Below are 26508 nucleotides of genomic sequence, written 5' to 3'. Positions count from 1 at the left end.
GCCGACAGCTTGCGGCGGCTATGGCGAAGGTTAATGTATATCTCCAAGGTTTGTCCGGCTCGCGCCCGTGCCTTATTTTTAATGTTGCGAAAACGTTTGCGACGGCTATTCTCAGCGTGCTGAGTTCGCCATGTCAACGATTCGCGGTGTTGCGATGCACCGGTGCGCGGCGTTACGCACGGTGCAAACAGCAACACCGGCGGGCACGGGCTAAGCGCCGTTCAAAGCCAGCCGACCTTGCGGAAGCGCCAGTACAGAATCAGATCCACGGTCAGCATCACGGCAAGACAGACCGGATAACCATACTTGTAATGCAGCTCGGGAATGCTCTGGAAGTTCATCCCGTAGATGCCGGCGATCATGGTCGGCACCGCGAACAAGGCGGCGAACGAGCCGAGCCGCTTGGTCACCTCGCTTTCGGCGAGCGAGATCATCCCCAGATTGACCTGCACCGCCGTCACGATCATTTCGCGCCGGCCGTCGATGGTTCTGACAATCCGCTCGAGGTGGTCGTAGACGTCGCGGAAATAGGCTTGCATACCTTCGCAGATGCTCGGAATGCGGCCGCCCGTGAATTTGCCGATCGCTTCCTGCAGCGGCGCAATGTGATGTTGCAGGATCACGAGGCGACGCTTCAACGAGTACAGATCCTCGATGATCGCGCGCGATGCCGACGAATTGTTGCGATCGAAGATACGGTCCTCGAGCGCTTCGATCTCGGTGTTCATTGCCTCGATGATCGGAAAATAACGATCGACGATGTCGTCGGCCAGCGCGTACAGCACGAACGCCGAGCCCTCCTTGAGCAATTGCGGCTCGCGCTCGCAACGCGCGCGCACGTTCTGGAACCCGGTGCGGGTGCCGCGGCGTACCGACAACACATAGTTGTGCCCCACGAACACGTCGACCTCGCCGATCAGCAGTTCGCCCTGTTCGTCCATTTCGACCGTGTGCATCACGGCGAAGAGGGACTCGCCGTACTCCTCGATTTTTGGGCGCTGATGGCCGTATTGCGCGTCTTCGATGGCGAGTTCATGCAGGCCGAACTCGTGTTTCATCACGGCCAATTCCTCCGGCGCCGGGTCTTTCAGCGCGACCCAGACGAAGCACTCGGGCCGCGCCACGTAGTCGCTGATGCTCTCGATATCGATGTCAGCCAGTTTCCGGCCGTCCTGATAGGCAGCGCAATTGATCAGCATGTTGGATTACCTTGAAAACGGAACAAGCCGGCGGACGTCGCACTGTGCGTATGCCCGGCGGCGGGTCTTCTGCATGAGTGAACACCCTGACAGCCGTCATGGTAAGGGCGATGTGTGAATGTCATGTATTCAATTGTTAAAGCTTACCTGCGGTGACGGGGAGCGCGGCTGGGCACGGACCGGCGTGGTCGGGCCTGGTCAGCGCTATTGGGCAACCCTGCGCAACGCGATGCGGTGATCGTCGCCGAAGATAACCGACGCACGGTTCGTATAACGCGTGTCGGCCGTGACCGTGAAGTGCATCTCCACGACCGGATCGAACTGCGTGGAGACACCGATGCGATGCACGCCCGGACTCAGATAAAAGACCACGTGTTCGCCGTTCATCAGATCGGTGACCTGCTCGCCGTCGATATACACCAGCGCGTCACGGAACCGGACGATCACGTCGCGGGAACGTTCGCGCCGCACGTCCACGGCGACCAGTCCGCTTGCGGGCTGCGTATAACCTGGCTGGACGATGCGCGCTTGCGGCACTTCCTTGAACGGCACGGGCTCGGCCGGGGTCGATGCGCAACCGGCGAGCGACGCGACGGCAAGCGCAAGCAGCGCGGCTTTGCAGTAGAAGTGCGAGCGCGTGAGCATGCGGGGTCTCCCTGTTGTTGGTTGTGGTGTTGCTTCTCTGTTAGAGGCGTCCAGGGCAATGCCAATGGCGCTCTTGCCTTTTTACTGGGGACGGACGGTCAGTCGAACGGGTTGACGACACGAATGCCGGGCGCTGCAAAATCTGCGACATTGCGCGTCACGACCACGAGGTCGCATGCCAGCGCCGTGGCAGCGATCAGTTTGTCGACGGCCGGCTCCGATTGGGGCACGCGCAACTTACCCCATACGTGGGCCGCAGCCTCGTCGATCGAAAGAATACTCCTGGAAAACCGTGTCAAGACCGCATTCATCCATTGTTCAAGTACCGCCGCTTGCGGCAGGTCTCCGCGCTGCCGAACCTGCTCGACTCCCCGTCGTAATTCTCCTACCGTGATGACAGAAAGATAGAGTTCGCGCTCATCCTCCTGCGCCTGCCTGAAGAACCGTTGCACGCCCGGGTTAGCCCGCTCCCAGCGCCTGACCTCGCTAATGACATTGGTATCAATCAAATACAACCGGAGCCTCGCGCCTATCGTTCACCCGCTCAAAATCCGAGTCCTCCCCAACATCGGGGATGCTCATCAATGCCCTGACGAACTGCCGGTTGTACACCTTTTGCAGCGCCTCCTCCAAAATTGCCCGCTGCTCTTCCTCCACCGAGCGCCCGTTCGTTTCGGCTTCCCGAACGAGGGTGTCATACAGCGTTTGATCAACGCCCCGAATCCATAGATTTGCCATGCCAGGCTCTCCCCTCACACACTGGCAAGCATCATAGCAATGCGCGGCCGTTATGCCACCCTGGCCGAACGGCCAACTGTCGACGCAGCCTCTTGCGCACTGCCGCGTTCTTCTTCATGATCGCTGCAAAGCGCTGCGTCGTGACGCGCTGGGGCGCTGGGGCGCTGCGGATTTACCCTCGATCCGTCGCGTGCCATGCTGATCTGCCAGACATGTTTGCTTCTCTGTACCGGTTATGTGCAACGCTTCATCGCCTGCCTTGCCGGACTTCCGATCAAGGAGACCGCAATGTGGTATTTCACCTGGATTCTCGGCATCGGCGTGGCATTGGGCTTCGGCATCATCAATGTGATGTGGCTGGAGGCCAGCGGCAAATTCGCGCGTGACCCGCAGCGCGCCGGCGGCCCGCACGCCGCGCCAGAGGACACGCCTTCGTGACGTACCTGGTTTTCTTCTGCGGTCACGCTGGCACCGGCAAGACCACGCTGGCGAAGAAGCTGATCGGCCCGCTGATGCAGGCGAGCACGTCGCCCTTCTGCCTGCTCGATAAAGATACGCTGTTCGGCGGCTACAGCGCGGCCGCCATGGCCATGCTTACCGGCGATCCGAACGACCGCGACAGCCCGCTTTTCCTGCAACACCTGCGCGATCCCGAATATCGAGGCCTGCTCGATACCGCTCGCGATAATCTCGAACTCGGTGTCAGCGCGCTGGTGGTCGGGCCGCTGTCGCGTGAAGTACGCGAGCGGCGCCTGTTCGATCGCGCGTGGCTGGGCGTCGGCGCGGACGTGGCGCTGCGGGTGGTGTGGGTCTACACATCGGAAGAGATGGCGCGTCAGCGCATCGTCGCGCGCGGCAATCCGAACGATGCCTACAAACTTGCGCATTGGGACGAGTATCGGCAGCGCCGCTTCGTGCCGGGCGGCGAGATTTGTGAAGACCTGTTGATGTTCGACAACACCGCGCCGACCCGTGCCGATTACGAAGCGTTGCTCGCACGGATCGTGGGTGAACCGTATGCGTCTTCTACGATGCCGCCGCCGTTACCTGTGTAGCCTCGTCCGGCGTCAGCAGGAAAAACGCCCCGCCAGATAAAATGCCGCCCCCAACGCTGGACGTTCGTCCAACGGTTTGGGGGCGCATTTTCATAAGCGTGGCGTTTCGCGGCCCTCCGCGGGGCCGTTCTTCCGGACTCGCGGCAGACATCACCGCATGCGCGCAGCGTCCTCGGTTCGGAGCGTCAACGCGGCAGTCACGGCTTACACCGTTGCCATTGCGTCCAGCGACTGCCCTTCGTACAACTGGCCAAACCGGTTCGCGAGGAAGTCGCGCAGCGACACCTGCTCCTGGCGCACGAAACCGCTTTGCGGCAGCTTCTGCTCACGGAACAGATCGAGCACCGCGCACATCGCGCCGGCCGTGGTGATCTGGATCGCGCTCATCGGCACGCCGCACACCGTCTTCGCGAAGATCTTGCGGGTGAACACTTCCTGCACCAGTTGACCGTCACGCATGCCGGACACGGTGATGAACACCAGCACGACGTCTTGCGCCGTCGAGGGCACCGAACGGCGCATGATGCTCTTGAGCGTATCGCGGTCGCTGGCAAGACGCAGATCTTCCAGCAGGAACTGCATCAGGTTGCGGTGACCCGGATAGCGGACCGACTTGTAGTCGAGCGATTCGACCCGGCCCGACAGCGTTTCGCAGAGCGTGCCGAGGCCGCCTGACGTATTGAAGGCTTCGTATTCGGTACCGTCGAGCGAGAAGTGTTCGAGGCCTTCGAGCGGCTGCACCCACTGCGTGCGGCTGTCGCGGATCGCTTCGCACGGCTGGCAGTACTCGTTGATCAGACCGTCGACGCTCCACGTCAGGTTGTACTTCAGCGCGTTGGTCGGGAACTCCGGGAGCGCACCGACGCGCATCTTGACGTCGCGAATCTCGCTGAAACGGTTCGCCAGTTCATGCGCGGCGATGCCGATAAAGCCCGGCGCGAGACCGCACTGCGGCATGAAGGCGTGCTCGGCGTCGTCGGCGATCGCGCGGATCGCATGGGTGGCGCGCACGTCTTCGGTCAGATCGAAGTAATGAACGCCCGCGCCCTTGGCCGCGGAGGCCACGTTCACGGCCAGGTAATACGGCAGCGCGTTGACTAGCGCGTCGAAGCCCTGAATGGCGGCACGCAGCGCGGCGGCATCGGCGGAATCGACGCGGCGGGTCGGAATGCCCTGGGCGGCGAGCTTGTCGAGCGCATGCTGATCGCGGTCGAACGCGACGACGTCGTAGTCGCCGGTTTCACGCAACAGGTGGGCGATGGTGTGTCCGATCAAACCTGCGCCAACGATGGCTACTTTCATACGCTTCTCCGTCTTCTATTTATGCTGTCTCCAGCTTGAGAGGTGCGCTGCGCTTAGGCGCCGCGCCCGTCGGGCCGAACCCTTGAGAGACAGTTTAGGGAGAAGCGAAAACAGTTCATACGCGCAAAATGCTGCGCTATGACCATGAACTTCGACGTTATGACGACGCGCTTAGTCGATATGTCGAAAATATATCAAAACGGCGTAAAAATTGAGCGACGGGATCACGGCATGCCGCGATCGATCTTGCGCGCCAGAATGATCGACGTGGTGGTTCGCTCCACCCCTTCGAGGCCGCCGATCTGGTCGAGCAGGTCGTTGAGGCGGTCGGGCGAATCGGCGCGCAGCCAGGCAACATAATCGAATTCACCGCTCACCGCGCATAGCAGTTGCACCTCGGGCATCTTGCCGAGCCGTTTCTGCACGGCCGGCCCGTGCCTGGGTGCAATGATGATGCCGACGTACGCCTGAATGCTCGAATCGAGCACGTCCTGGCCGAGCCGCACGCTATAGCCGCCAATCACGTTGCTGCGCTCGAGCCGGGCAATCCGGGCGATCACGGTGGTGCGCGCCACGTCCAGTTGGCGCGCGAGATTGGCCACGCTCTCACGGGCGTTGGCCTGGAGCAGCGCAACGAGGTTGCGGTCGAGGTCGTCGAGTTGGTCGAGGCGCGGAGGTCTCATCGAGGGCGAAAGAAGTGGGTCGGTAGTGAAGGATTATCGCGCGTCCCGGGCATCGGGGGGCAGGCAGAGGAACCCGAACCATGGCCGATGCATTGAGAAGCGGCTAGCAACCATCGGAAAACAGGAGACAAGGAAACGGGAAATGCGAAACGAAACCTGGCAAGCGGCAAGATCACGCTCCAAACCGCTCGATCACGAAATCGAAGAAGCTGGTGAGCTTGGGCGTGGCGCGGCGATCGCGCGAGTAGACAGATCCAGTTCGAGGCTCACATCCGGCCACGCGCTCAGGTAATCGGTCATGGCCGGGGCGAAGACTTCGACGCCGTAGGTCAACGGCGCCGTCAGCTTCAGCACGCCGCGCGGCGCGGCCGTCATGGCTTCGGCGAGCGACTCCGCCTCCTTGACGTCCGTCAGAATGCGCCGGCATTGCTCGTAGTATTGTCGGCCGATTTCAGTCAGACTTTTACGGCGCGTGGTGCGCGTTAAATGCCGCGTGGCGAGCCGGGTTTCCAGCGAGCGGATGTGCTTGCCCACCATCGCCGACGAAATGTCAAAGCGCTCGGCAGCCGCCGTGAGACTGCCCGCCTCGACCACTGCGACGAAAATTTCCATGCTGACGAATTTGTCCGCTGGCTATTTCTGTTCGTTTCGGTTGTAAGCGTTTGTCGCACTGCAGCCGCATTGTAGGGATATCGTGATACTAATAGCGGCGACGGCGAAGGGGGCAGCCGGCCGCCACGCGCTGCCATGCCAATGCGTGCTGGGTCGCTCGCCATGCTCGTCTTGTCCTAATTCGAACAGACATCAGGAGTTCCGATGAAAAAAGCACTCGTAATGCTGGCCACCGCAGTCGCCATGAGCGGCGCGTTCGCCCAAACTTCCGCACCGGCTTCGGCACCCATGGGCGCCTCGGCTTCGGCCCCCGGCACAAAAGCCGGCCACGAGCGCAATGTCGAAGACCGTATCGCCTATCTGCACACGCAGTTGAAGATCACGTCGGCGCAGGAATCGCAATGGAACACATTCGCCGATGTGATGCGCAACAATGGCGAGACGATGGGGCAGTTGTTCCAGCAGCGCAAGGCCGATACGAACCTGTCGGCGCTCGACGACATGAAGCAATACGCAACCATCGCGCAAGCGCATGCGGACGGCATGAAGAAACTGGTCGATGCATTCGACCCGCTGTATAGCAGCTTCTCGCCGGAGCAGAAGAAGCTGGCCGACACGACGTTCCATCAGGGCGGCCCTGAAAACGGCCGTCGTCACCATGGCAAGGGCGCCAGCAAGAAGGCACCCGCGAACGATGCGACTGTGAAGCCGTAAGAAAAGGTTGACGCAAGGTTGACGCAAGGTTGAATGCGCGCGGCGCGAGTTTTCGCGCCGCGCGTTTGCTTCTATGGCTTCTATGGTTTCGATACGCTTCCCAGCGTCGATCTGCGGCGCTGATCTCGTCTGCGTGACCGCCGCGCTGGCCGTTGCTTGAGTTGATATTGATTTGCTAGCTGCCGCCGGTGCGCGACACCCCGGCCTTCAGGCCGGGGATAATCTCAATAGCAAGGTCAGGCTTTAACCGCACTCTTGCGAACGTCCCTCAGAAAAGTACCCGGATCAGCCTCGTATTGAGGCATATCGAACTTGACCTGTTTGGCATCGGGATCAAGCATATTCGTATAGAACATCAGGTTTTTGCTGTCCTTGCCGGAAGGCAGCGACGGATCCCGGGTGGGCAGCCTGTAAGTGCCGTCCTTGTCCGCACCGAAGAGTTCGGCGTGAATCGTGTCGTGGACACGGTCATAGGAAATAGCCACTGCCCGATCGAACACGCGCATGGGCTGTCCGTTCGTCGGCCAGCCAAAAACCTGTGGGCACCGCGACACCATGGTGACGGAACTGAGGTTTGAACCGCTCGCAATCGCCTTGAGATAGTCCTTGGCAGCATCGGCAAGCCGCTGGCCACGTTCCATGATTGCCTGCCCGTAATAGTCGAAGACACGTTGATCGTGAAGTGTCTTCACGGGCAACTCGCCGGCTGGCTTACCGCCTGGCACATTTCCTTGCTCCTTCTCGAACTTCTCGATGATCGGACGTAACTCCGGCGTATAGGTGGAAGAGAACCAGTTCACGACCGGCGTCGCGTCGAGCGCCGCTATCTTGTAGCGATCTTCGACCGCCCCCGCCTCGGTTTTCAGACCCTGTGCGAGCAGGTCATTCTTCTTGCCCTGCAATATCTCCGCGTGACCAATCTCGGCAAGATTCGGAAATACGATAGGCAAAAGTGCGGCCGGCGGAAAAACCATGGAGGCTGCTGCTGCGGCCAAACCTCCGCCCAACTGAAAACTGCTGTTTGCAACATTCCATTTCGACTGTTCGTCGTTCGGCGTCAGGATCAGCTGTTTGACGTCGTTCGCGAGTTGCCCGACCGACGGCGCAAGACCAATCGTCGTGCCCAGCAGCGAAAGGGACTTCGATGCCAAGGTCAGTGCGTGGGTTCCGCTGGTATTGACGAGTGCAAGGGTATCGCTAACGGTCTGTACGCTATCCGCGGTGACGGTAGCGGTGTTCGTCATATTGGGTTGGTTCTTGATATTGTCGATATCGGATGCCAGGCAGACGCCGTCCGCAAGCACCCAATGACCGTTTCCCTTGACGCTGTCCGGCACCCCTTGCGCTCCCGACGAGTTGCCGCTGGCATGATCTGACGTGGTCTGACTACTCACCGCCGATTTGCCCGGCTGCGACTGGCTGTCGGCGCTATCTTCCTGCGGCACGCCCACGGCTGGCGGCGGGTGCGTCTCGGTCCCCGTGTCCTTCACCGATAGCTGGGTCTGCATTGACTTGTTCGAAACGCCCGGCTTGACCTGCGTGGCAGATTCTCCAGTGCTATTTCGCGATTGCGTCCCGACATGGCGCACGTCCGGGTGTGTTTGTGTGTTCTTCGAATTGTTCAACCCGGTCTGGGTTTCATTGGACAGGCGTCTGACTCGCGTCTGTGACTGCACCGACTTTTGCGCCGCGCTGTGCTGTACGGCGGACGTATGGACAGATGGCCTCGTGGACTGCGTCGCGACATGCTGAGTGGCCGGGCTGTGCTGCGTTGCCTGGGCCGCACCCGCATCGGTTTGCGTACCGACAACCTGGGTTGTGCCGGCTTGTGTCGCGGTTGTCGTCTTCGTAGCTTGCGGCTGATTCGTTGCCGCGTAGGTCGGGTGAGTCTGCTCCGAGGCATCTGCCGTTGTCGGAACCGACTGAGGGAAAAGTGTGCCGGCCGATGTTGTCTGAACTGCAGTCTGTGTCGGCACGGAGCGTCTCACGGGCACATGCTGACTGCCACGGTCGTGGGTGGCAGCCTTCGACTGGACTTCCGCATCGGCTTGACTGGGCACTTGCGTGGCTGTCCGCTGGCTGGTCTGCGAACCTTGCGCGGTTTGGGTCGCTTTGTGGCTGTTCGCCAAACTCGCCGACCCGCGCGGGTCGTTCGGCGTTGGATGGGACGAGTCCTCCGCTGCGGCTCGTGGGCGATCATGGTCCGGCTGGTCCGGCTCGTCCGGCACCGGTGGCCTTGGTGTCTGCGTACCAACATGAGCGGGCGATGTGGTCTGTACCGCGGCGTCGTGAGTTTGGGGCGTAGCCTGCGACTCCCGCGACCGCGTTGGCGCATGTGCTTGTGTTTGTGTTTGCTGGACAGCCTGGTTGGGCTGTACCTGCGTAGCAGCGTCGGACTTGCTGATGGAAGCGGACTGTGTACCCGCATGGGTGGTTTGCGGCTGAACGGTCTGCGTCTCACTATCTTTGGGCGCGTTACGCATGCTCGTCAATTCGACCTGCCCGCTGGAGGCGGCGTCGCCGGAATGCTGGTGTACCTGGTAGAGGCCTTGGCGTCGAGGTGCACCCAGATAACTCGACCTCATATCCTTCTTGTGGGGAACCCTTTTCAGGTCAATGGCCGCGGCAGTGCCATTGGCAAGGTCCTTGGCGAGCTGCAAGGCGGACTGTTGGGTCTCCTGTTTGTCCTTCGCGTGCGCGAGGCGCCCTCCATCCTTGATCGCGTTTATGCCGTTTCCAGCCACAATACCGCCAAGGAAGCCTGCGCGATTCGAGCGTTGTATCAGGCCGGGCCGTGACATCGAACCCGTTGCCGGGGCGCCGCCGCCCGATGTCAGCGGCTGCACCGCGCCGGCGAGCGCGCCACCCTTGTACTGGAGTGAATTGCCACTTGGCGGTCCCGCAGACGGACTCGGCGATGCCTGTTGGCCCGTACTCGCAGGGCTTGCCCCGGGAACGGCCGGCGCGCTTCCGGCACCGCTATCCGTGTTCGACTTGTTCTCCTGCTCACCCCGCTTTGCCTGACCCGGCGCCGAGTGGCCGGTATCTTGCCCCGCACCGGCCGCAGGCTCCTTTTTGCGGTCAATCAGCCCGCCTTCCCCACCGGGTTTTGCGCCCGACTGTGTTTGTGGATCTGTCGGGTAGATGCGAGGCTGCCGGGCGGGCGCAGCCGGCGTAGTGCCACTCGCACCTTGATTCTCGTCAACCGGATACATTGCATGAACCGTCGCGTCGACTTTCATAATCCACCTCCGTGGTGTCACAATGTCCAAAGCTGTTGAACGATTGTGGCGACGCGAACTACGCCTCCGGTATTACATAGGTAGTCTCCAGATCGAGAGAACCTTCCGAGTTTCCTGCCATCGATCCGGCGTGGCGCGACCGGTCAGGATGCATTGCAGTTGCGATGTCGCCGAGGCAAAAAAATATCCAGACGCATCTGGCATGATGCGAACATCTGGCCGCAATGCGGCTCCCCCTCCTCACTCCAGATCGCTTTATGACAGACCTGAAAAACCTCGACCTGCGCACCGACGCAGCCGCCCACCGCGTCGTCAAAAACGAAATCGTGAGCGTTGAATTCGCCACCGTCGAAGGCGAATTGATGAGTCTGGAAGGGCCGAACCGCTATCTCCGCGGCGACGCGCTGATCACCGGCTCGACCGGCGAGCGCTGGGTCGTCTCGCGCGAACGCTTCGACGCCAGATACCTGCCGCAAGACAGCGCCCTCGCCCACGGCGAACCGGGTGCATACCGCAACCGTCCCGCTGTGGTGCTGGCCAAACAGATGAACGAAACGTTTTCACTGGCTCGCTCAGCGAGCGGTGGCGACGTGCTGCACGGCACGGCCGGCGACTGGATCATGCAATACGCGCCAGGCGACTACGGCGTGGTGCAGGCCGCACGTTTTGCGAAGGTCTATAAGCTCGCGGATTGAGTCACCGGCGGAGACGGTCGTTGCGTCGTAGCCGGGCTATCGCGTTTGTCCGACTGTGCGCAAAGCCGCCTTCAAACCGACAACATTGCGCCAACCGTTCAGGCAAACTCGTCGCCGAGATCCACCGTCACATCACGCGGCACCGCCTCGCCGTTCGCGTACTGTTCTTCAAGCGAGCCGATGCTGGCTTCGACATACGCCCGCAGCACCGCGAAACTGCGTCCGCGCAAGCGCGCCGGCATCGCGCGATAACGCGCCAACGCCCCCGGCGCGATCACCACGGTCATCACAATGCGGCGCGCGGCCGCACCGAAACGCATCGCAACCCAGTGAATCGCCAACGTCGGCGTGCCGTCTTCACCCGCCCGCTGGATGAACTGCGTCTGCTCGGGAAACAGATCGCTGATGACCCGCGCCAATTCCTCGAACTCGGGATTCGCGCAGTCGTATTGGTAAGCTTCCATGAGGTATGCCGAAAGGATGAGCCTGAACGGTGTACCGAAAGGGTACGCCGAAAGTTAGAGAGTCGCGCATGGCTTGCGCGACGCACGCCTTACGCGGCAAGCGCCGGCCGGCGGAACGCTTTGAACAGCCAGCCCGCGACGATCAGCGCGCCCACCGCATAGACACCGTCCACCGCGGCGAGCGGCACGAGCTGCGCCTGGAACAACGCGGCCGGCACGTCCACCAACGCGTGCAGCACGATCGCGAGCGGCAGGATGCCGCGCCAGCCCGCCCGCACGCCGCGCCACATCAGCACTGACAAGCCGATCTGGAACACCAGCGCGGCCACCCGTTCGAGCGCGAAAATCCCGGCCGTCTGCGGCGTCAGGCTGGCAAGGATCAGGTGGATGCGCATCACGGAGTCGGTCGGCAGATTGCTGAGGTAGCCGTCCAGCTCACCGCGGTTTTCGAAGATGGCGAACAGGATCCATTGAATCTGCACCAGCACGCCGACGAGCCACGCTTCGGCGCCGCCGTGGCCGAGACCATACATCAGCGCTGTGCCGTCGCTCTTATCCGCCGCAGCGGAGGCGGACTTCGCCACCGCGCGCTTATGCAGCAGCCGCATCCCGATGAAACGCCCCACTTCCTCGCAGACACCCGCGACCAGCGCGCCGTACACCACGAAGGCCAGCGGATTGGACAGGAACGTGGCGGTCGCTTCGTTCCGATGCAGCACGTAGTCGTTCAGCGCGCGCTCGATCACCATCGCGAACAGGGCGAAGATAGCGATGCCGGTGATCGCGTCGCGCGGCTTCAGCGCGAGCGTCCGGCGCGCACGGCGGTAGATCAGGAAGGGTAAGGCGGCGACGAACAGGGTCGCGACAGCGAGGCTCGAGAGGGTAAGCGGTGCAACAACCATGAGTTTCCTTGCGTTGACCGGCGCGCACCCGCTGCGCGCCGCAGCCCGAATGATCGCAGATCAACGCGCAGTCAGCGCAAAGTTGACGCGCGGACGATCAATTCGCCCGGCAGGAGGCAGTCGCGCGCGGTGGCTTGAATGCCTTCGATGCGCTCATGGAGAAACTCGACCGCGCGATAGCCGATCTCGTAGGTCGGCTGGCGGATGGTGGTGATGCCGGTCAATTCGGCCCACTCGGGATCGTCGATCGACAGCAGCGCGACGCGCGTCTGCCAGTCCGCGCCGTAGCGCGCTTTCAGATGCAGGGCGAGGCACAGCGCGACCGGCGCGTTGGCCGCGAACAAGGCGATGCGGCGGGGTTGGCCGGTGGGGTGGGAGGCGGCGTTGCGTGTCGCGTTGGCGGTTGTGTTGGCGGTTGTATTGGCGGTTGTATTGGCGGTTGTATTGGCGGTTGTGTTCCCTGCCGCGTTATCTCCCGCGCTAACCGACGCGCCGCCAGAACCGCCGGCTGCATCGATCGCGCGGTCCAGCTCGGCGAGGGCGCGCTGCACCGCTACCGGCTCCGCAAGGTTCAACACCAGCGTACGCCCACGCGCGCCGCCCTTGCCGCGTGCACCGTTGCCGCGATCTTTGCGGCCTTCGCTTTGTCCACCAGCACGGCCACCCTCCCCCCTCATCATCTCGCGAAACGCCGCCTCGCGCAGTTGCCGCGAACTGACCTGCTCGAACGGCTGCACCACAAACCAGATATCGTCAAAGCCGTTTTCCAGCAGATGCCGCGTGCCGAGTTCAGCCGCCGCCCGGTTGTCCAGTCCGACCATGTCGGCGACGAGCCCGTCCACCGAACGGTCGACCAGCACCGCCGGAATCCCGCCGCCGCCCACCGGCCGCAGCGTTTCTTCCCGCACCCCAAGCGCGTTGACGATCACGCCTTCCACGCGATACGTGGTCAGCAGTTGCAGGTAGCGCCGCTCCATTTCGACTTCATTGGCCGCGTGGCAGATCAGCGGCATCAGCCCGAGCGCGTGACACGCGGCTTCCACCCCTTGCAGCACTTCGACGGTATAGGGGTTGGTCAAGTCGGCAAGCAGCATGCCGATCAGGCGATTGCGGCCACGCTTCAAGCCGCGCGCCATCTGGTTCGGCTGATAGTCGAGCCGCTCGATGGCCGCCTCGATGCGGGCCCGCAACTCAGGCGACAGCACGCTCAGCTCGCCATTCAGATAGCGCGAGATGCTGGTCTTGCCAGTGCCGGCTTCGCGCGCGACGTCGGTAATCGTCGCGCGGCGCCCGGCGGCAAGCGGCGTCGTGCTCATTGCTTCAACACGTCGCGGTTGACGATGTTGGTCGCGAGCGTGCCCTCGAGGGCCGCGACGAGGTTCTCCGCCGCATTGCGCGCCATCGCATGGCGGGTCTCGTGGGTCGCCGAACCGATATGCGGCAGCGCGACCACGTTCGCCATTTTCAATAACGGCGAATCGGCCGGCAGCGGTTCGGTCTCGAACACGTCCAGACCCGCGGCGTGAATCGTGCCGTTTTGCAGCGCTTCGATCAGCGCCTTTTCATCGACCGTCGCACCGCGCGATGCGTTGATCAGAATCGCACTCTGCTTCATCGATTTGAGTTCGGCCGCGCCGATCATGTGCTTCGTCTCGGGCGTGAGCGGCACTTGCAGGCAGACGAAGTCGGCGCTGGCGAGCAGCTCCGCCAACTCGACGCGGCGCGCTCCGTAGGCCTGTTCCGCCTGCGGGTTCGCGCTGCGGTTGGTGTACAGCACCTTCATGTTGAAGCCGAGCGCCGCGCGCCGCGCGACCGCGCCGCCGATCCGCCCCAACCCGACGATGCCGAGCGTCTTGCCCTGCACGTCGACGCCGAAGTGCTCAGGCCCGATGCCGTGCTTCCACTGTCCCGCCTTCACCCACCCGGCGAGCTCCACAACTCGTCGCGCTGAGGCCAGAATCAGCGAGAACACGGTATCCGCGGTGGACTCGGTAAGCACGTCCGGCGTGTGCGCGAGCACGATGCCGCGGCGCGTCAGATCGTCCACGTCGAACTGATCGAAGCCCACCGAGATGGTCGACAGCGCTTTCAGACGGCTCGCGCCTTCGAGCATTGCCGGCGTGATTTTCACGCTCGAACCGATGCCGCCGTCCGCATTCTTCAATGCGGCGACGAACGTGTCATGTTGCGCGGGGTCGACCTGCACGACTTGCGCATGCTGTTGCAGATACGCGAGCACATCCTCGGGCAACGACTTCCACGCGACGATCTTGTTCATCAGTTCATTTTCCTTGCAACGGAGTAGCGAGTGAGGCGGCCCTGGTTTGCGGCTGCGCCTGCTGCGGCTTGACGATCAGCGTCAGGATCACCGCGGCGACCAGTGCCACGCTCATGAACGCATACGATGCCGCCGGCGAGCCGGTCGCGCCATTCAGATAGCCGACCACATACGAGCCGACGAACGAACCGAGCGCGCCCATGCTGTTGATCAGCGCCATCGCGCCGCCCGCAACGTTCTTCGGCAGCAGTTCGGGCACAATCGCGAAGAACGGGCCGTAAGGCGCATACATCGCCCCGCCGGCGATCACCAGCAACGCGTACGAGATCCAGAAGTGCGTGGAGCCGAGCGCGTACGACGCGGCAAACGCCACTGCGCCGATCAGCAGGAACGGCCATACGAACACTTTGCGGCGGTTGAGTTTATCCGATGCCCACGAAGCCGCAAGCATGGCGATTGTCGCGGCCAGATACGGCAGCGCCGAGAGCCAGCCGGTTTCGACCATGCCGAGCGTCGAACCGTTCTTCAGAATTGACGGCAACCACAGCACGAAACCGTACACGCCGATGCTCCAGCAAAAATATTGCGCGCACAGTTTGATCACGGCGGGCGTGCGGAATGCTTCGCTGTAGTTGCGCACCGGTTTGATCGCGGCCTGTTCGGCGCGCAGCGTCTCGGCGAGATCGTCCTTTTGCTGCTGCGTCAACCACGACACCTGTTGCGGCTTGTCCTGCACGATGAACCACCAGCACACCGCCCACAGAATCGCGGGCGCGCCTTCGGCGATGAACATGTGACGCCAGCCAAACGAGTGCACCAGATAGCCCGACACCACCGACATCCACAGCACCGTCACCGGATTGCCGAGAATCAGGAAGGTGTTGGCGCGCGAGCGCTCGCTTTTGGTGAACCAGTTGCTGATAAAGATCAGCATTGCCGGCATCACCGCGGCTTCGACCACGCCGAGCACGAAGCGGATCACCATCAGCGACGGGATATTACTGACCATGCCGGTCAGCGCCGCGCAGCCGCCCCACAGAATCAGGCTCCAGAACACGAGCTTTTTCACGCTGCGGCGTTCCGCGTAAATCGCGCCGGGAATCTGAAAGAAGAAATAGCCGAGGAAGAACAATGCGCCGATCAACGACGACAAGCCTTTGCTGATCCCGAGATCCTGATTGATACCGGCGGCCGACGCGAAACCGAAGTTCGCACGGTCGAGATAGGCGAGGCTGTACGTGATGAATACGATCGGCATGATCGTCCACCAACGGCGAATCGCGAGCGATGAAGTCATGGGAGTCTCCTTTGTCGACCAGGGTTGGCGCTTTAGCTGTCGGCCGGGGTTAGCGCTTTGGTGCTTACTCCGGTCCTATGCGAGGCACTTACTCCGGTCCCATGCAAGATAGTTGCTAACGGCTTCCCGAAGCAATGATGGGCGGTCATGGGGCGCTGTTCGAGCGCTCTTGCTGTTATTGAACTGGCCGATGCTGCTTGTGCTGCTTGTGCTGCTTGTGCTGCCTGTGCTGCCTGTGCTGCCTGCGCTGCTTGTGCCACTTGCGCTACCTGCGTTGCTTGCGTTGCTTGCGTTGCTCACGCTACTTGCGTTGCTTGCGCTCACGCCGCCGGATGCGCTGAATACACCGCACACACGCTTAAACCGCAGCAGCAACCGGCGCTACATCGGCGCGCTCGAGCGCGTCGAGTTCCGCGCGACTCGGCAGGCCTTCCGAATCGCCGATCACCTGAATCGCCAGTGCGCCGATGCGGTTGCCCCGCGCCACCGCTTGCGGCAACGTCCTGCCTTCGAGCAGCGCGCTGACCACGCCGACCGCAAAGCCATCGCCCGCGCCGACCGTGTCCACTACCTTCGCGACCGGCTGACCGGCGATCACGGCGGCATCATCGGCGGTGCGGAAATACGCGCCTTGCGCGCCGAGTTTGATGATCACGCCGCGCGCGCCCTGGTCCAGATAAAACTTTGCGATGTCGTCCGGCTGCGTATAGCCGGTCAGAATTTCGCCTTCGCCGATGCCGGGCAGCACCCAGTCGGCCAATGCGGCGAGCGCGTTCAAGCCTTCGACCATCGCGGCGCGCGAGGGCCACAACGTCGGGCGCAAATTCGGATCGAACGAAATCGTCTTGCCCGCGGCACGCATTTCTCGCGCCAGATGGAAAGCGAGTTCGCGCGAGCTGACCGAGATCGCCGGCGCCACGCCGGTCAGATGCAAGTGACGCGCCGGCAGCACGTAATCGGCCGCATAGTCGGCCAACGAGAGGTGGCTCGCCGCCGAGCCTTTGCGGAAGTACTCGACAGCCGGATCGCTGCCGTCGTCGTTCTTCGACTTCAGTTGAAAGCCGGTCGGATAGTGCTCGTCGGTGGTCACGCAGCGCTGGTCGATGCCTTCTTTCGTCAGCGTGTCGCGCACGTACTGGCCGAATGAATCGCTGCCGACGCGGCTCATCCAGCCCACCTTGAAACCCAGTCGCGACAGACCGATCGCCACATTCAGATCGGCGCCCGCGACGCGCTTGGTGAACTGCCCGACGCCGGCGAGCGCGCCGGTTTCGGCAGCCACGAACATGGCCATCGCTTCGCCGTAGGTGATGACGTCGAGTGCTGCGTGCGTGTTGCTCATGCTTCGCTCCTGCGGGTTCCTGATGGCTGCTTGTGTGCTGCGTTGGTCATGCTGTGTTGGTCATGCTGTGTTGGTCATGCTGCGTTGGTCATGCTGCGTTGCTCGTGCTGCGTTGCTCGTGCTGCGTTGCGCGATTTTTCTGTACTGCTCTCTCAGGTCCTACGCGCCGCTTACGCGCCCGCCAGCCACGCGACGTAGTGCGCCGCGTCCGCCTCGATACGATTTACATCGAACGGAAATTCAATCCCGCGCGGCACGTGGCGCGGCAGCTTGTCGAGCACTGCCGTGAATTGCGGGTCGTCAACGGCCGGCGCGGCCGGAAAGCGCCGGGCGCCCTCGCCCACCGCAGTCTTGCAATGGATGTATTCGACATGCGCGGCCAGCGGCCCGGCGGCATCGAGCGGCACGACATCGCGCCATGCCCAGTTGCCGATGTCGAAGGTCATTCCAAGCACGCCGGCGTGGCCCTCGCGCGCCAACGCGTCGAACAGGCCGACGAATTGCGCAAGCGAACCGCCTTCGGCCAGCTGACCGTTTTCGACGACGAGCCGCACGTCGGCACAGCGCATGTGATCGGCGATCACCGCCGCCTTGGCGGCGGAGCCGAACCCGCCGAGTTGCAATTTCACGAAGCGTGCGCCCAGCGCAATCGCTTCTTCAATCGAGACACGCAATGCGTCGGCGTCGAGCTCGCCATTCGCGGTGTACAGCGACGCGGGCGTCGAGTAGACCGACCACAGCCCCAGTTCCGCAATCTGTTTGCCGAGCACGCGCAACGCCTGCGGCGCGGTGTCGGCTTCGTCCGCAAACAGTTCGCGGCGGATTTCGAAGCCCGTCGCACCAGCCCGTTTGCTCGCGGCGGCCCACTTCAGGTGGCCATCCGTGCGGACCGCATCCATCCCGAAGGCGCTTGCGACGATCACCACCTCAACTGCGTCAGCCATGTCGTATTTACTCTAACCTCTCAAGATCGGCACTTGGAACCGGTTCCAAACATGTTCCGAAAAAAAGCGCCGAAGCGCTCCGATGCCCGAATAGTGCGCTGAGCCAGCCGTCGTACACCATAGTGGAAATCCCCAGGCGAGCCCGCCACCAGATCGCACTATCTCAAGGCCCGTCCGCGAGGCATAACGCGAGAAACCGCTCCACCACCCGCGACGGCGCACTTGCATGAGGCACCAGAATCGACAGCCGCCGCGTCAGCGGCTCCGGGCTCAACGAGAACAGACACAGCGCCCCGTTCTCATGGCGCATCGACATCGCCGACACGAAACCGATGCCCATTCCCGCCCGCACCGCTTCCTTGACACCTTCAACCCCGGCAATCTCCAGCGCCACGCGCATGGGCACACCCGCGCGGGCAAAGGCTCGCTCGACGATCTGCCGCACGCCCGAACCCGCCTCGCGCAACACCAGTGGATGCGGGCCGAAGGCCGCCAGCTCCGCCCTCCCGGCGTTCACAGTCCTACCCGCGCCACCCGCCTGCGCCAACGCCACCGCCAACGGATGCGTGCGCGGCATGATCGCGACGATTTCGTCCTCCCGCCACGCATGCACCGCCGTATCCGGCGGCAAATCCACGCCGACCGGCCCTTCGATCATCGCGATATCCACCGAGCCCAGCGCGCCGACGATCTCCGTGGTGTTGCCGTCGGCGGTATGCAGCGTCACCTCGGGATAGAGGCGATGAAAGTCAGCGATCAGGTAAGGCAGCAGATAGCTCGCCGGCGTGGTGCTCGCGCCGATACGCAAGGTGCCCTGTTCAAGGCCGCGCAACGCGTCGCGGTACGCATGCGCCTGGCGCCACGTGTCGCGCAGCCGGGCCGCGTAGCTGGCGAGCTGCTCGCCGGCCGGCGTCAGGCGCACGCCGCGCCCGTCGCGCTGGTAAAGCGGCTCGCCGAATTCGTCCTGCAACTGCCGCAATTGTCCGGAGACCGCCGGCTGCGATAAATGCAGCGCCACCGCCGCCCGGCTGATATTGCGATGCTCGGCGACGGCAGCGAACGTTATAAGTTGGTCGGGGGTCATGATGCTCGAAGTATCCGCTAAACCGATACTTTACATCCTAAATCATGATTTTTCATATCGATATATCTAATTTAGGATTGGGCCCATCGAATCAAGTCAGTCATAGGAAGGCGCTACGCCATGTCTGCTGCTCATCTCACCGCTGCCGCATCATCCTCCGGTTCGTCGGCGTCCTCCACCCGCGGCCAGCTCAACGGCATCCTGTTCGTCGCGCTGTTTGCCGCAGCCGTGACCCGCATTGCCGCCATCCCCACCATCGCAGGCCTGGGTTTGAGCCCGCTGATCGTCGGCATCGTGGCAGGCGCCATTTACGGCAACGCGCTACGCGACGGCATGCCCGCGAGCTGGGCGGCCGGCGTCAACTTCTCGGCGCGCAAGCTCCTGCGTATCGCCGTGGCATTTTTCGGGCTGCGCGTCAGCTTGCAGGAAATCGCTCAGGTCGGCTTGCCCGGTCTCGCCGAATCGGTGCTGATCGTCGTGAGCACGCTGGTGATCGGTACATGGGCGGGGATGAAAATCATGAAGCTCGACCGCGACACGGCACTCCTCACAGCCGCGGGCAGCGCGATTTGCGGCGCGGCGGCGGTGCTCGCATTCGAGTCGACGCTGCAATCGAAGCCGCACAAGAGCGCCATGGCGGTAGGCAGCGTGGTGCTGTTCGGCACGCTGTCGATGTTCCTCTACCCGGTGCTGTTCAAGGCGGGCTGGCTACATCTCGACACGGTCGGCGCGGGCCTGTTCTTCGGCGGCACGATTCACGAAGTGGCACAGGTGGTCGGCGCGGCCAGCAACGTCAGCCCGGAAGCGACTCACATCGCGACCATCGTCAAGATGACCCGCGTGATGCTGCTGGTGCCGGTCCTGCTGGTCGTCGGCATGTGGGTGAACCGCTCGGCACGCAACGAAGCCGCCACGGCAGCGACGGAAAACGGCAAGCAACAGGCACCGCGCAAGCTGGCGATTCCCTGGTTCGCGCTCGGCTTCCTTGCCTTCGTCGTGATCAACTCGCTGCAGGTGCTGCCCGAAAGCGCGACCGGCACGCTGAACATGCTCGACACCTTCGCGTTGACGATGGCCATGACCGCCCTCGGCATCGAAACCCGCATCGCGCAGATCCGTCAGGCCGGACCCCGCGCCTTGACCACCGGCTTCATTCTGTACGTATGGTTGATTGCCGGCGGACTGGGAATCACATGGACCGTCCAGCACCTGTTCGGCTAAGCCGTCCTCGCCTCCTCGCCAACCCCGCCTTGTGCGGGGTTTTGTGCGTTCAGGAGAACCATCCCGCACGCTTGCACGGCATACTGATTGCTGACGTCATCAGTTCGCGCAAACCCGTTCATGCAACCGGAATGAGGATCGCTCGATGAGCCTGGAACTTTACTATTGGGACGGCCTGCAGGGCCGTGGTGAATTCGTGCGGCTGGCACTGGAAGAAGCCGGCGCGGACTATGTGGAAGTGGCGCGTGGCGACGCCTCGGACGGCTTGGGCACGAACGCGATGATGGCCGTGATGAAGAGCCGCGACGAGCCCAACCCGCCGTTCGCGCCGCCGTTTCTGAAAGACGGCGATCTGGTGATCGCGCAGACCGCCAACATCCTGTTCTACCTGGGCCCGAGGTTGAATCTCGCGCCATCGGTTGAAAGCCTGCGTTATGTGGCCAACGGCCTGCAGTTGACGATCGCCGACGTGGTGACCGAAGCGCATGACACGCACCATCCGCTCGCGAGCGCCCTCTATTACGAAGACCAGAAAGACGCCGCCAAAGTGCGCGCGCACGACTTCATCGACAACCGGATTCCGAAGTTCATGAAGTACTTCGAGCGGGTGCTGAAACAGAACCCGGCCGGCGACACCTTCATGGTGGGCGACGCGCTCACTTACGTCGACCTGTCGATGTTCCAGCTGATCGACGGTCTGCTGTACGCGTTTCCGCGCGCGCTCAAGCGTTTCGGCGAACACTATCCGCGTCTCGCGGCGTTGCACGACGCGGTGATCGAGCGGCCGAACATCGCCGCGTATCTGCAGTCCGAGCGGCGCATCGAGCACAACGAAGCCTGCATCTTCCGGCACTACCCGGAACTCGACAAGGCGGCGACTTGAGCCACGCCGTCCTCCTTCGCGAACCCGCAGCAGCGCGCCCGCTTTCGAGAGCGGGCGCGCTGCTGTTGCCGTGCGCGTATTTCGTCCACCCATCACACCCTCTCCTGCCGACGTGCTTTCATTCCTGCTGAAGCTGCGCACCCGCGCCCAACACCTGTTCCGTCTGTCCGACACCCATACGATGCTGGTCTGGTCGGTGGTGGTCGGCGTCGCGGGTGCCTTTGCGACGATTGCCTTTCGCGAAGGTATCGCGTTGCTGCAACTGGCGACGGTCGGCAAGGCCGGCAGTTTCGTCGAAATGGCGCGCAGCTTGCCGTGGACGGTGCGTGTATGGCTGCCCGCCGCGGGCGGCCTGATCGCCGGCTTCTTTCTGCTGATCGCGCAGCGTCACGTGGACAAGTGCAATCACATCGACTACATGGAAGCGGTCGCCATCGGCGACGGCGTGGTGCCGGTCAAACTGAGTTTGTGGCGCAGCGTGTCGTCGCTGTTCACGATTTCAAGCGGCGGCTCGATTGGCCGCGAAGGTCCGATGGTGCAACTGGCGGCGCTGGCCGCGTCGCTGATCGGCCGCCTGGTGCATTTCGATCCGCCGCGTCTGCGCCTGCTCGTCGCGTGCGGCGCGGCGGCCGGGATCACCTCCGCCTACAGCGCGCCGATCGCCGGCGCATTTTTTGTCACCGAGATCGTGCTGGGCTCGATCGTGATGGAGAGCTTCGGCCCCGTGGTGGTCTCGGCGGTGGTTGCCAACATCACGATGCGCGAATTCACCAGCTACAAGCCGCCGTATGAAATGCCCGTGTTCCCGCCGGTGGCCGGCGCCGAAGTCCTGCTGTTCGTCGCGCTCGGGCTGATATGCGGCGCGGCCGCGCCGCAATTTCTGCGCTTGATGGACTTCTCGAAGGCAAACTTTCGCAAGCTGCCGCTGCCGCTGCCCATCCGGCTGGCGCTGGGCGGTCTGGTGGTCGGCATTCTGTCGGTGTGGACGCCCGAGGTGTGGGGCAACGGCTACAGCGTGGTCAACTCCATTCTGCATTCGCCGTGGACATGGACCGCGCTCGTCCTCGTGCTCGTGTTCAAGATCGTCGCGACGTCGGCGACCGTGGGTTCAGGCGCGATCGGCGGGGTGTTTACGCCGACGCTGTTCGTCGGCGCGGTGGTGGGTTGCCTGTTCGGCCAGGGCATGCATACGTTGTGGCCGCACGGCACCTCGGCGCCGTTCGCCTACGCGATGGTCGGCATGGGCGCGTTTCTGGCCGGCGCCACGCAGGCGCCGCTGATGGCGATCCTGTTGATCTTCGAAATGACGCTCAGCTATCAGGTGGTGCTGCCGCTGATGCTGTCGTGCGTGGTGGCGTATTTCGTCTCGCGCGCGATCGGCAAGACCTCGATGTACGAGGTGACGCTGCGCCGCAATCAGGAGGAGCAGGAACGCAACCGGCTGCGCGCCACGCAGATGCGCGAACTGATCCGGCCGGCCGAAACCGTCGTGCCGCCGAATGCGAGCGTGCAGGACATGACGCGCGTGTTCCTCGAATATCCGGTGAAGTATCTGTACGTGGCGAACGCGTCCGGCGCCTTTCTCGGCGTGGTCGCGCTCAAGGACATCACCTCCGATCTGCTCGACAACCGCGAGACCGCCACGAAAACCGCCGCGGATTATTTGCAGCCGCACTTCGATGTGCTGACGCCGGACATGCCGCTCGGCGTTGCGCTGCAACACTTCATGGCGTTTCAGGGCGAGCGGCTGCCGGTGGTCGAAAGCACGGCGGATCCGAAGCTTGCGGGCGTGGTCTATAAGACCTCGTTGCTCGATGCGTATTTCCGCATGAATCCGACGCGCTGAGGGCGCCTCCTTCCCCGCCCGTGCAAAGCGCGGCAGATTCTCTACAATGAAAAAACCGCTGCCGCGATTGCGAGCAGCGCGCGTTACGCCAGGACGGGCGCACCAGATGCCCGCCCTTCGACCGGAGCGAAGATGAGCGAACCGTCCCTCGATGCCGTGCGCCGCGATCAGGCAGGCTGGATTTTTCTGCATATCGAAGGCGAGCCGTACGATCGCGGCGAGCAGCACGGTCAATTGCTCGCCACTGAAATCCGGAACGCGATCCACACCGCCCGCTACCTCGCGAAATGGGACACCGGCGAGGACTTCGACACCTTCGTCGACGCCGCCGTCTCCCAGTTCGCCAACAAGCTCGACACTGAATTCGCCGACGAAATCCAGGGCATCGCCGACGGCGCGAAGCTGCCGTTCGCCGAAGTGCTGGCCTGGAACGGCTACATGGATCTGCTGCAAAGCTGGTGGCCGAGCCACGCGGCGGCGCGGCAACCGCAGCTCGGCCTCAAACCGTGGCGCGGGCGCCGTGGCCATCATTGCAGCGCGTTCATCGCCACCGGCAATGCCACCCGCGACGGCCGCATCGTGATGGCGCATAACTCGTGGGACCGCTACGCCGCCGGCGACGCGTTCAACGTCGTGTTCGACATCGTGCCGGACCGCGGCAAGCGCATCCTGATGCAAGGCTTGCCCGGCTGCATCTCCAGCCTCACCGATTTCTGGATCACGGAAGCGGGCCTGATGGTCACTGAAACCACCATCTCCAACTTCGCCGGCTACAACGCGGCCGGTGCGCCGGAATTCTATCGCTCGCGGCGCGCGTCGCAGTACGCCAACGACATCGGCGAATGGTGCGAGATGTTCGCGGTCGCCAATAACGGCGGCTATGCGAACAGCTGGCTGCTCGGCGACACCAAAACCGGCGAGATCGCGCGCTACGAACTGGGGCTGCACTTTTCCGGCTTCGAGAGCACGAAAGACGGTTTCTATAGCGGTTACAACACCGCGACCGATCTGAAGATACGCAACCAGGAATGCATCGGCGAAGGCGAAGACTATACGGACGTGCGCAAAAATGGCGCACGGCGCCTGCGCTTCATGCAGCTCGCAGAGATGCATCACGGCAAGATCGACGTCGAGCTGGCCAAAGAGATGATCGCCGATCATCACGACGTCTATCTCGACCGCAATGACAACCCGTGCTCGCGCACCATCTGCGGGCACCTGGAACTGGACGACGCGCGCTTCGGCGGTACCGACCATGGGCCGTTCAATCCGTGGGGCGCCAACGACGGCAAGGTGGCCGACAGCGAGATGGCGCGCGCCATGGCCTTCAACGCGCGTTGGGGGCATCCGTGCGGCCGGCCGTTCGACGCCCAGGCGTTCATGAAACGCCATCCGCAGTGGAACTGGCTGAACGGCTATATGCGCGACCGGCCCTCGTGGCCGTGGACCCGGTTCGAGGTGCTGCGTTAGAGCGGCGCTTGAAGCGCCCATCCTTTCCGCGCCGCAACATGCTCGCGGCACGACCGTTCGCGACCGGCCCGGCTTTTTCCTGGCATCATGTGGAATCTGCAATCAGGTTTTGTCTCTTTTGCGCGCGCGGCGCCGCGGTTTGCCAGCTAAGATGGAAGAACACGGCGGCCGCACGCAACGCCGCGTGGAGTTGCGCCTTCCTTTCGACGCGGGGCGGCACAACGCTTGCTCAACTGTCAGCGCCGCATGAGCTTAGGAGGTCGGGCGATGAAAACCTCGACACTGTTAATCATGGTGACGCTGTCAGCCTCGTGCTTCGCCGCGCCGGTTCATACCGCGCCGGACGGCACGACCGCCAGTAGCGTTGCCGAACGCGCCAACGCCGCACCCGTCGCCCCCGCGGCGCCGGACGTCGCTGCCACGGACAACAACCGTCCGCAACAATGGCAGCACATCGCGCTGCCCAAGTCGCGGCATCTGGAGCGAAGCTTCACCGGGCAAAACGAGCACTTGCAGACCTGAGCCCACACCCCTAGGAGCGCTTGCATGACCGCATCGGCTATTCCCGGCGAATCGATTGATCTGCAGATCGCCGACCTTCTGCGCGAAGTCCGTTTTCCGACTTACAAGGACGCGCTAGTCGACGCCGCGCGCGAAGCCGGCGCGAGCAACGAAGTCTTGTCGATGCTCGACGGTTTGCCGGAGCAGGATTACGCCGACGTGAGTTCGGTCACGCGCCTCGTCGGCGGGAATTACGGGCCGGGTCTGGGCGCATGAGCGGACAGCAGGTCTTGAGGCTGAACAGACTTTCGTCCGATCCGAAGCCTCCTGCCGACTGGATCCACCGCTCGCCGCATTCGTCCGGCACGAGCGGCATCGAGCGAATCGAAGCGTTCTTTCATCACGCCGGTTATGCGATGCACCGGCACGATACCTATGCGATCGGCCGCACCCTGGCGGGCGTGCAGAGCTTCCGCTATCGCGGCAGCACGCGTAACAGCTTGCCGGGCGGCACGATGGTGCTGCATCCCGACGAACCGCACGACGGCCAGGCCGGCACCCGCGACGGCTTTCACTACCGGATGATCTATGTGGACCCGGCGCTGTTCCAGCAGGCGCTCGGCGGCAAGCCGTTGCCGTTCCTCGAAGGCGGCCTGTCGAACGATCCGCGGTTATTTGCTGCGACCGAGAGCCTGCTGCGCGCCATGGATTGTGCAATCGATTCGCTCGAACAGGACGACGCGCTCTTCGATCTGGCACTCGCGCTCGACGCCGTGGCGGGCACGGCGGCAACGCGCCGCCCGGTGGATTACCGCGCGGCTGAACGGGCGCGCGAGCATATGCTGGCGTCGCTCGATCGTGCTGTCACGCTCGACGAACTGGCGGCAGCCGCCGGCCGTGACCGCTGGAGTCTGTCGCGGGATTTTCGCGCGCTGTTCGGCACGAGTCCGCACCGCTATCTGACCATGCGTCGGCTCGATCTCGTGCGAAGGCTTGCGGTTCAAGGCGTGTCGCTCGCCGACGCAGCGGCGGCAGCCGGCTTTACCGATCAGAGTCATATGACGCGGCACTTCAAGCGCGCATGGGGCGTGGCGCCCGCGCATTGGCTGAAGATGCTGGGGCTTTCGACGAACGGCAGCGCCACGCAAGCACTTTGACGGATACGGCTGCGTGTGATGGCCACACGGGCCGCATGAGCCACGCGAACCCACGTCGCGACAGCCCGGGCGCACAAACGTACAAGACCCGATAGCGCCTGCCGCTTTACGCTCCTGCCTGAGACTTATCGCTCAGGAGGAGTACCTCGATGTCCAACCATCAAACGATTCAACGGCCTCAGCGCGCCATCAACTTCGCCGAAAAGCTGGCGCTCTTCAGCGACCAGTGGCAAG

The 26508-nt window shown here is 63.1% G+C and carries 26 protein-coding genes and 1 pseudogene; 11 read left to right on the top strand and 16 right to left on the bottom strand.

Features of this window, described 5'->3' with window-relative positions; translation table 11 throughout:
• Positions 1–221: 221 nt before the first annotated feature.
• The 4 genes from corA to QOC89_RS02550 all read right to left on the bottom strand — a co-directional run bounded on the left by corA (position 222) and on the right by QOC89_RS02550 (position 2582).
• Positions 222–1199 carry a magnesium/cobalt transporter CorA gene (corA, locus tag QOC89_RS02565; protein WP_323043585.1) on the bottom strand — a complete coding sequence of 326 codons (978 nt, stop codon included), beginning with the start codon at positions 1197–1199 and terminating at the stop codon, positions 222–224.
• Positions 1200–1403: 204 nt separating this feature from the next.
• Entirely contained in the window at positions 1404–1844 is a 441-nt protein-coding gene (locus QOC89_RS02560; protein WP_323043584.1) for a hypothetical protein, read from the bottom strand.
• Between the two features lie 98 nt (positions 1845–1942).
• Entirely contained in the window at positions 1943–2359 is a 417-nt protein-coding gene (locus tag QOC89_RS02555; RefSeq protein WP_323043583.1) for a type II toxin-antitoxin system VapC family toxin, read from the bottom strand.
• Positions 2346–2582, bottom strand: a complete 237-nt coding sequence (locus QOC89_RS02550; protein WP_323043582.1) for a FitA-like ribbon-helix-helix domain-containing protein — start codon at positions 2580–2582, stop codon at positions 2346–2348. Before QOC89_RS02550 ends, QOC89_RS02555 begins: the two co-directional genes overlap by 14 nt.
• 288 nt (positions 2583–2870) lie before the next feature.
• Between QOC89_RS02550 and cydX the strand changes: the two genes are divergently transcribed.
• Positions 2871–3020 carry a cytochrome bd-I oxidase subunit CydX gene (gene cydX, locus QOC89_RS02540; RefSeq protein ID WP_323043581.1) on the top strand — a complete coding sequence of 50 codons (150 nt, stop codon included), beginning with the start codon at positions 2871–2873 and terminating at the stop codon, positions 3018–3020.
• Complete coding sequence (locus tag QOC89_RS02535) at positions 3017–3637, top strand: ATP-binding protein (RefSeq protein ID WP_323043580.1); 621 nt, start codon at positions 3017–3019, stop codon at positions 3635–3637. The genes cydX and QOC89_RS02535 overlap by 4 nt, the downstream gene beginning before the upstream one ends.
• 204 nt (positions 3638–3841) lie before the next feature.
• Here the strand turns inward: QOC89_RS02535 and QOC89_RS02530 are convergent, their stop codons facing one another.
• The 3 genes and pseudogenes from QOC89_RS02530 to QOC89_RS02520 all read right to left on the bottom strand — a co-directional run.
• Positions 3842–4939: a saccharopine dehydrogenase family protein gene (locus QOC89_RS02530; protein WP_323043579.1), complete on the bottom strand. Its 1098-nt coding sequence runs from the start codon at positions 4937–4939 to the stop codon at positions 3842–3844.
• 224 nt (positions 4940–5163) lie between these two features.
• A complete protein-coding gene (locus QOC89_RS02525; RefSeq protein WP_323043578.1) occupies positions 5164–5622 on the bottom strand; it encodes an Lrp/AsnC family transcriptional regulator in 459 nt (152 codons plus the stop codon).
• Between the two features lie 240 nt (positions 5623–5862).
• Positions 5863–6234 (bottom strand): annotated as a pseudogene (locus QOC89_RS02520) (LysR family transcriptional regulator); the annotation flags it as partial.
• 204 nt (positions 6235–6438) lie between these two features.
• Here QOC89_RS02520 and QOC89_RS02515 point away from each other — a divergent pair.
• On the top strand, positions 6439–6948 hold the full coding sequence (locus QOC89_RS02515) for a Spy/CpxP family protein refolding chaperone (protein WP_323043577.1): 510 nt from the start codon (positions 6439–6441) through the stop codon (positions 6946–6948).
• A 236-nt stretch (positions 6949–7184) separates the two neighbouring features.
• On the opposite strand, the gene QOC89_RS02510 is transcribed toward QOC89_RS02515, so the two are convergent.
• The gene (locus QOC89_RS02510) at positions 7185–10190 is read right to left on the bottom strand and encodes a hypothetical protein (protein WP_323043576.1); all 3006 of its coding nucleotides are present in this window, start codon (positions 10188–10190) and stop codon (positions 7185–7187) included.
• A gap of 257 nt (positions 10191–10447) precedes the next feature.
• Here QOC89_RS02510 and QOC89_RS02505 point away from each other — a divergent pair, with 257 nt between their 5' ends.
• Positions 10448–10885, top strand: coding sequence for a PGDYG domain-containing protein (locus QOC89_RS02505; protein ID WP_323043575.1), 438 nt, complete (start codon positions 10448–10450; stop codon positions 10883–10885).
• Between the two features lie 98 nt (positions 10886–10983).
• Here QOC89_RS02505 and QOC89_RS02500 read toward each other — a convergent pair whose 3' ends face one another.
• The 8 genes from QOC89_RS02500 to QOC89_RS02465 all read right to left on the bottom strand — a co-directional run bounded on the left by QOC89_RS02500 (position 10984) and on the right by QOC89_RS02465 (position 19196).
• Positions 10984–11349, bottom strand: a complete 366-nt coding sequence (locus QOC89_RS02500; RefSeq protein WP_323043574.1) for a DUF3022 domain-containing protein — start codon at positions 11347–11349, stop codon at positions 10984–10986.
• An 89-nt stretch (positions 11350–11438) separates the two neighbouring features.
• Positions 11439–12251 carry a YhfC family intramembrane metalloprotease gene (locus tag QOC89_RS02495; protein ID WP_323043573.1) on the bottom strand — a complete coding sequence of 271 codons (813 nt, stop codon included), beginning with the start codon at positions 12249–12251 and terminating at the stop codon, positions 11439–11441.
• A gap of 71 nt (positions 12252–12322) precedes the next feature.
• Positions 12323–13567 carry a LacI family DNA-binding transcriptional regulator gene (locus tag QOC89_RS02490; RefSeq protein WP_323043572.1) on the bottom strand — a complete coding sequence of 415 codons (1245 nt, stop codon included), beginning with the start codon at positions 13565–13567 and terminating at the stop codon, positions 12323–12325.
• Positions 13564–14529 (bottom strand): D-glycerate dehydrogenase, encoded by a 966-nt coding sequence (locus QOC89_RS02485; RefSeq protein ID WP_323043571.1) that lies wholly within the window; start codon positions 14527–14529, stop codon positions 13564–13566. Before QOC89_RS02485 ends, QOC89_RS02490 begins: the two co-directional genes overlap by 4 nt.
• A gap of 4 nt (positions 14530–14533) precedes the next feature.
• Positions 14534–15826, bottom strand: a complete 1293-nt coding sequence (locus QOC89_RS02480; RefSeq protein ID WP_323043570.1) for an MFS transporter — start codon at positions 15824–15826, stop codon at positions 14534–14536.
• 358 nt (positions 15827–16184) lie between these two features.
• The gene (locus QOC89_RS02475) at positions 16185–17168 is read right to left on the bottom strand and encodes a sugar kinase (RefSeq protein WP_323043569.1); all 984 of its coding nucleotides are present in this window, start codon (positions 17166–17168) and stop codon (positions 16185–16187) included.
• A 170-nt stretch (positions 17169–17338) separates the two neighbouring features.
• Positions 17339–18112, bottom strand: coding sequence for a sugar phosphate isomerase/epimerase (locus QOC89_RS02470; RefSeq protein ID WP_323043568.1), 774 nt, complete (start codon positions 18110–18112; stop codon positions 17339–17341).
• Positions 18113–18275: 163 nt separating this feature from the next.
• Positions 18276–19196: a LysR family transcriptional regulator gene (locus tag QOC89_RS02465; RefSeq protein ID WP_323043567.1), complete on the bottom strand. Its 921-nt coding sequence runs from the start codon at positions 19194–19196 to the stop codon at positions 18276–18278.
• 120 nt (positions 19197–19316) lie between these two features.
• On the opposite strand from QOC89_RS02465, the gene QOC89_RS02460 reads away from it, so the two are divergent.
• The 7 genes from QOC89_RS02460 (at position 19317) to QOC89_RS02430 (ending at position 26274) form a co-directional block, all read left to right on the top strand.
• Positions 19317–20417, top strand: coding sequence for a YeiH family protein (locus QOC89_RS02460; RefSeq protein ID WP_323043566.1), 1101 nt, complete (start codon positions 19317–19319; stop codon positions 20415–20417).
• Between the two features lie 145 nt (positions 20418–20562).
• Positions 20563–21300 (top strand): glutathione S-transferase, encoded by a 738-nt coding sequence (locus QOC89_RS02455; protein ID WP_323043565.1) that lies wholly within the window; start codon positions 20563–20565, stop codon positions 21298–21300.
• A gap of 112 nt (positions 21301–21412) precedes the next feature.
• Entirely contained in the window at positions 21413–23146 is a 1734-nt protein-coding gene (locus QOC89_RS02450; protein ID WP_323043564.1) for a ClcB-like voltage-gated chloride channel protein, read from the top strand.
• 132 nt (positions 23147–23278) lie between these two features.
• On the top strand, positions 23279–24616 hold the full coding sequence (locus QOC89_RS02445) for a C45 family peptidase (protein WP_323043563.1): 1338 nt from the start codon (positions 23279–23281) through the stop codon (positions 24614–24616).
• 267 nt (positions 24617–24883) lie between these two features.
• Complete coding sequence (locus QOC89_RS02440) at positions 24884–25138, top strand: hypothetical protein (RefSeq protein ID WP_323043562.1); 255 nt, start codon at positions 24884–24886, stop codon at positions 25136–25138.
• Between the two features lie 24 nt (positions 25139–25162).
• Positions 25163–25393 (top strand): DUF2795 domain-containing protein, encoded by a 231-nt coding sequence (locus QOC89_RS02435; protein ID WP_323043561.1) that lies wholly within the window; start codon positions 25163–25165, stop codon positions 25391–25393.
• Complete coding sequence (locus QOC89_RS02430; RefSeq protein WP_416340333.1) at positions 25390–26274, top strand: AraC family transcriptional regulator; 885 nt, start codon at positions 25390–25392, stop codon at positions 26272–26274. Before QOC89_RS02435 ends, QOC89_RS02430 begins: the two co-directional genes overlap by 4 nt.
• Positions 26275–26508 lie beyond the last annotated feature (234 nt).

The organism is Paraburkholderia sp. (assembly GCF_034668105.1).
Lineage (GTDB): Bacteria > Pseudomonadota > Gammaproteobacteria > Burkholderiales > Burkholderiaceae > Paraburkholderia.
Note: the sequence above shows the minus strand (reverse complement) of the source record. Positions and strands in the feature narration are given on the sequence as shown.

Bases quoted from the DNA above. Each gene is read 5' to 3' on its own strand.
- corA (WP_323043585.1), bottom strand. From the start codon at position 1,199: ATGCTGATCAATTGCGCTGCCTATCAGGACGGCCGGAAACTGGCTGAC.
- QOC89_RS02560 (WP_323043584.1), bottom strand. From the start codon at position 1,844: ATGCTCACGCGCTCGCACTTCTACTGCAAAGCCGCGCTGCTTGCGCTT.
- QOC89_RS02550 (WP_323043582.1), bottom strand. From the start codon at position 2,582: ATGGCAAATCTATGGATTCGGGGCGTTGATCAAACGCTGTATGACACC.
- cydX (WP_323043581.1), top strand. From the start codon at position 2,871: ATGTGGTATTTCACCTGGATTCTCGGCATCGGCGTGGCATTGGGCTTC.
- QOC89_RS02530 (WP_323043579.1), bottom strand. From the start codon at position 4,939: ATGAAAGTAGCCATCGTTGGCGCAGGTTTGATCGGACACACCATCGCC.
- QOC89_RS02525 (WP_323043578.1), bottom strand. From the start codon at position 5,622: ATGAGACCTCCGCGCCTCGACCAACTCGACGACCTCGACCGCAACCTC.
- QOC89_RS02515 (WP_323043577.1), top strand. From the start codon at position 6,439: ATGAAAAAAGCACTCGTAATGCTGGCCACCGCAGTCGCCATGAGCGGC.
- QOC89_RS02510 (WP_323043576.1), bottom strand. From the start codon at position 10,190: ATGAAAGTCGACGCGACGGTTCATGCAATGTATCCGGTTGACGAGAAT.
- QOC89_RS02505 (WP_323043575.1), top strand. From the start codon at position 10,448: ATGACAGACCTGAAAAACCTCGACCTGCGCACCGACGCAGCCGCCCAC.
- QOC89_RS02500 (WP_323043574.1), bottom strand. From the start codon at position 11,349: ATGGAAGCTTACCAATACGACTGCGCGAATCCCGAGTTCGAGGAATTG.
- QOC89_RS02495 (WP_323043573.1), bottom strand. From the start codon at position 12,251: ATGGTTGTTGCACCGCTTACCCTCTCGAGCCTCGCTGTCGCGACCCTG.
- QOC89_RS02490 (WP_323043572.1), bottom strand. From the start codon at position 13,567: ATGAGCACGACGCCGCTTGCCGCCGGGCGCCGCGCGACGATTACCGAC.
- QOC89_RS02485 (WP_323043571.1), bottom strand. From the start codon at position 14,529: ATGAACAAGATCGTCGCGTGGAAGTCGTTGCCCGAGGATGTGCTCGCG.
- QOC89_RS02480 (WP_323043570.1), bottom strand. From the start codon at position 15,826: ATGACTTCATCGCTCGCGATTCGCCGTTGGTGGACGATCATGCCGATC.
- QOC89_RS02475 (WP_323043569.1), bottom strand. From the start codon at position 17,168: ATGAGCAACACGCACGCAGCACTCGACGTCATCACCTACGGCGAAGCG.
- QOC89_RS02470 (WP_323043568.1), bottom strand. From the start codon at position 18,112: ATGGCTGACGCAGTTGAGGTGGTGATCGTCGCAAGCGCCTTCGGGATG.
- QOC89_RS02465 (WP_323043567.1), bottom strand. From the start codon at position 19,196: ATGACCCCCGACCAACTTATAACGTTCGCTGCCGTCGCCGAGCATCGC.
- QOC89_RS02460 (WP_323043566.1), top strand. From the start codon at position 19,317: ATGTCTGCTGCTCATCTCACCGCTGCCGCATCATCCTCCGGTTCGTCG.
- QOC89_RS02455 (WP_323043565.1), top strand. From the start codon at position 20,563: ATGAGCCTGGAACTTTACTATTGGGACGGCCTGCAGGGCCGTGGTGAA.
- QOC89_RS02445 (WP_323043563.1), top strand. From the start codon at position 23,279: ATGAGCGAACCGTCCCTCGATGCCGTGCGCCGCGATCAGGCAGGCTGG.
- QOC89_RS02440 (WP_323043562.1), top strand. From the start codon at position 24,884: ATGAAAACCTCGACACTGTTAATCATGGTGACGCTGTCAGCCTCGTGC.
- QOC89_RS02435 (WP_323043561.1), top strand. From the start codon at position 25,163: ATGACCGCATCGGCTATTCCCGGCGAATCGATTGATCTGCAGATCGCC.
- QOC89_RS02430 (WP_416340333.1), top strand. From the start codon at position 25,390: ATGAGCGGACAGCAGGTCTTGAGGCTGAACAGACTTTCGTCCGATCCG.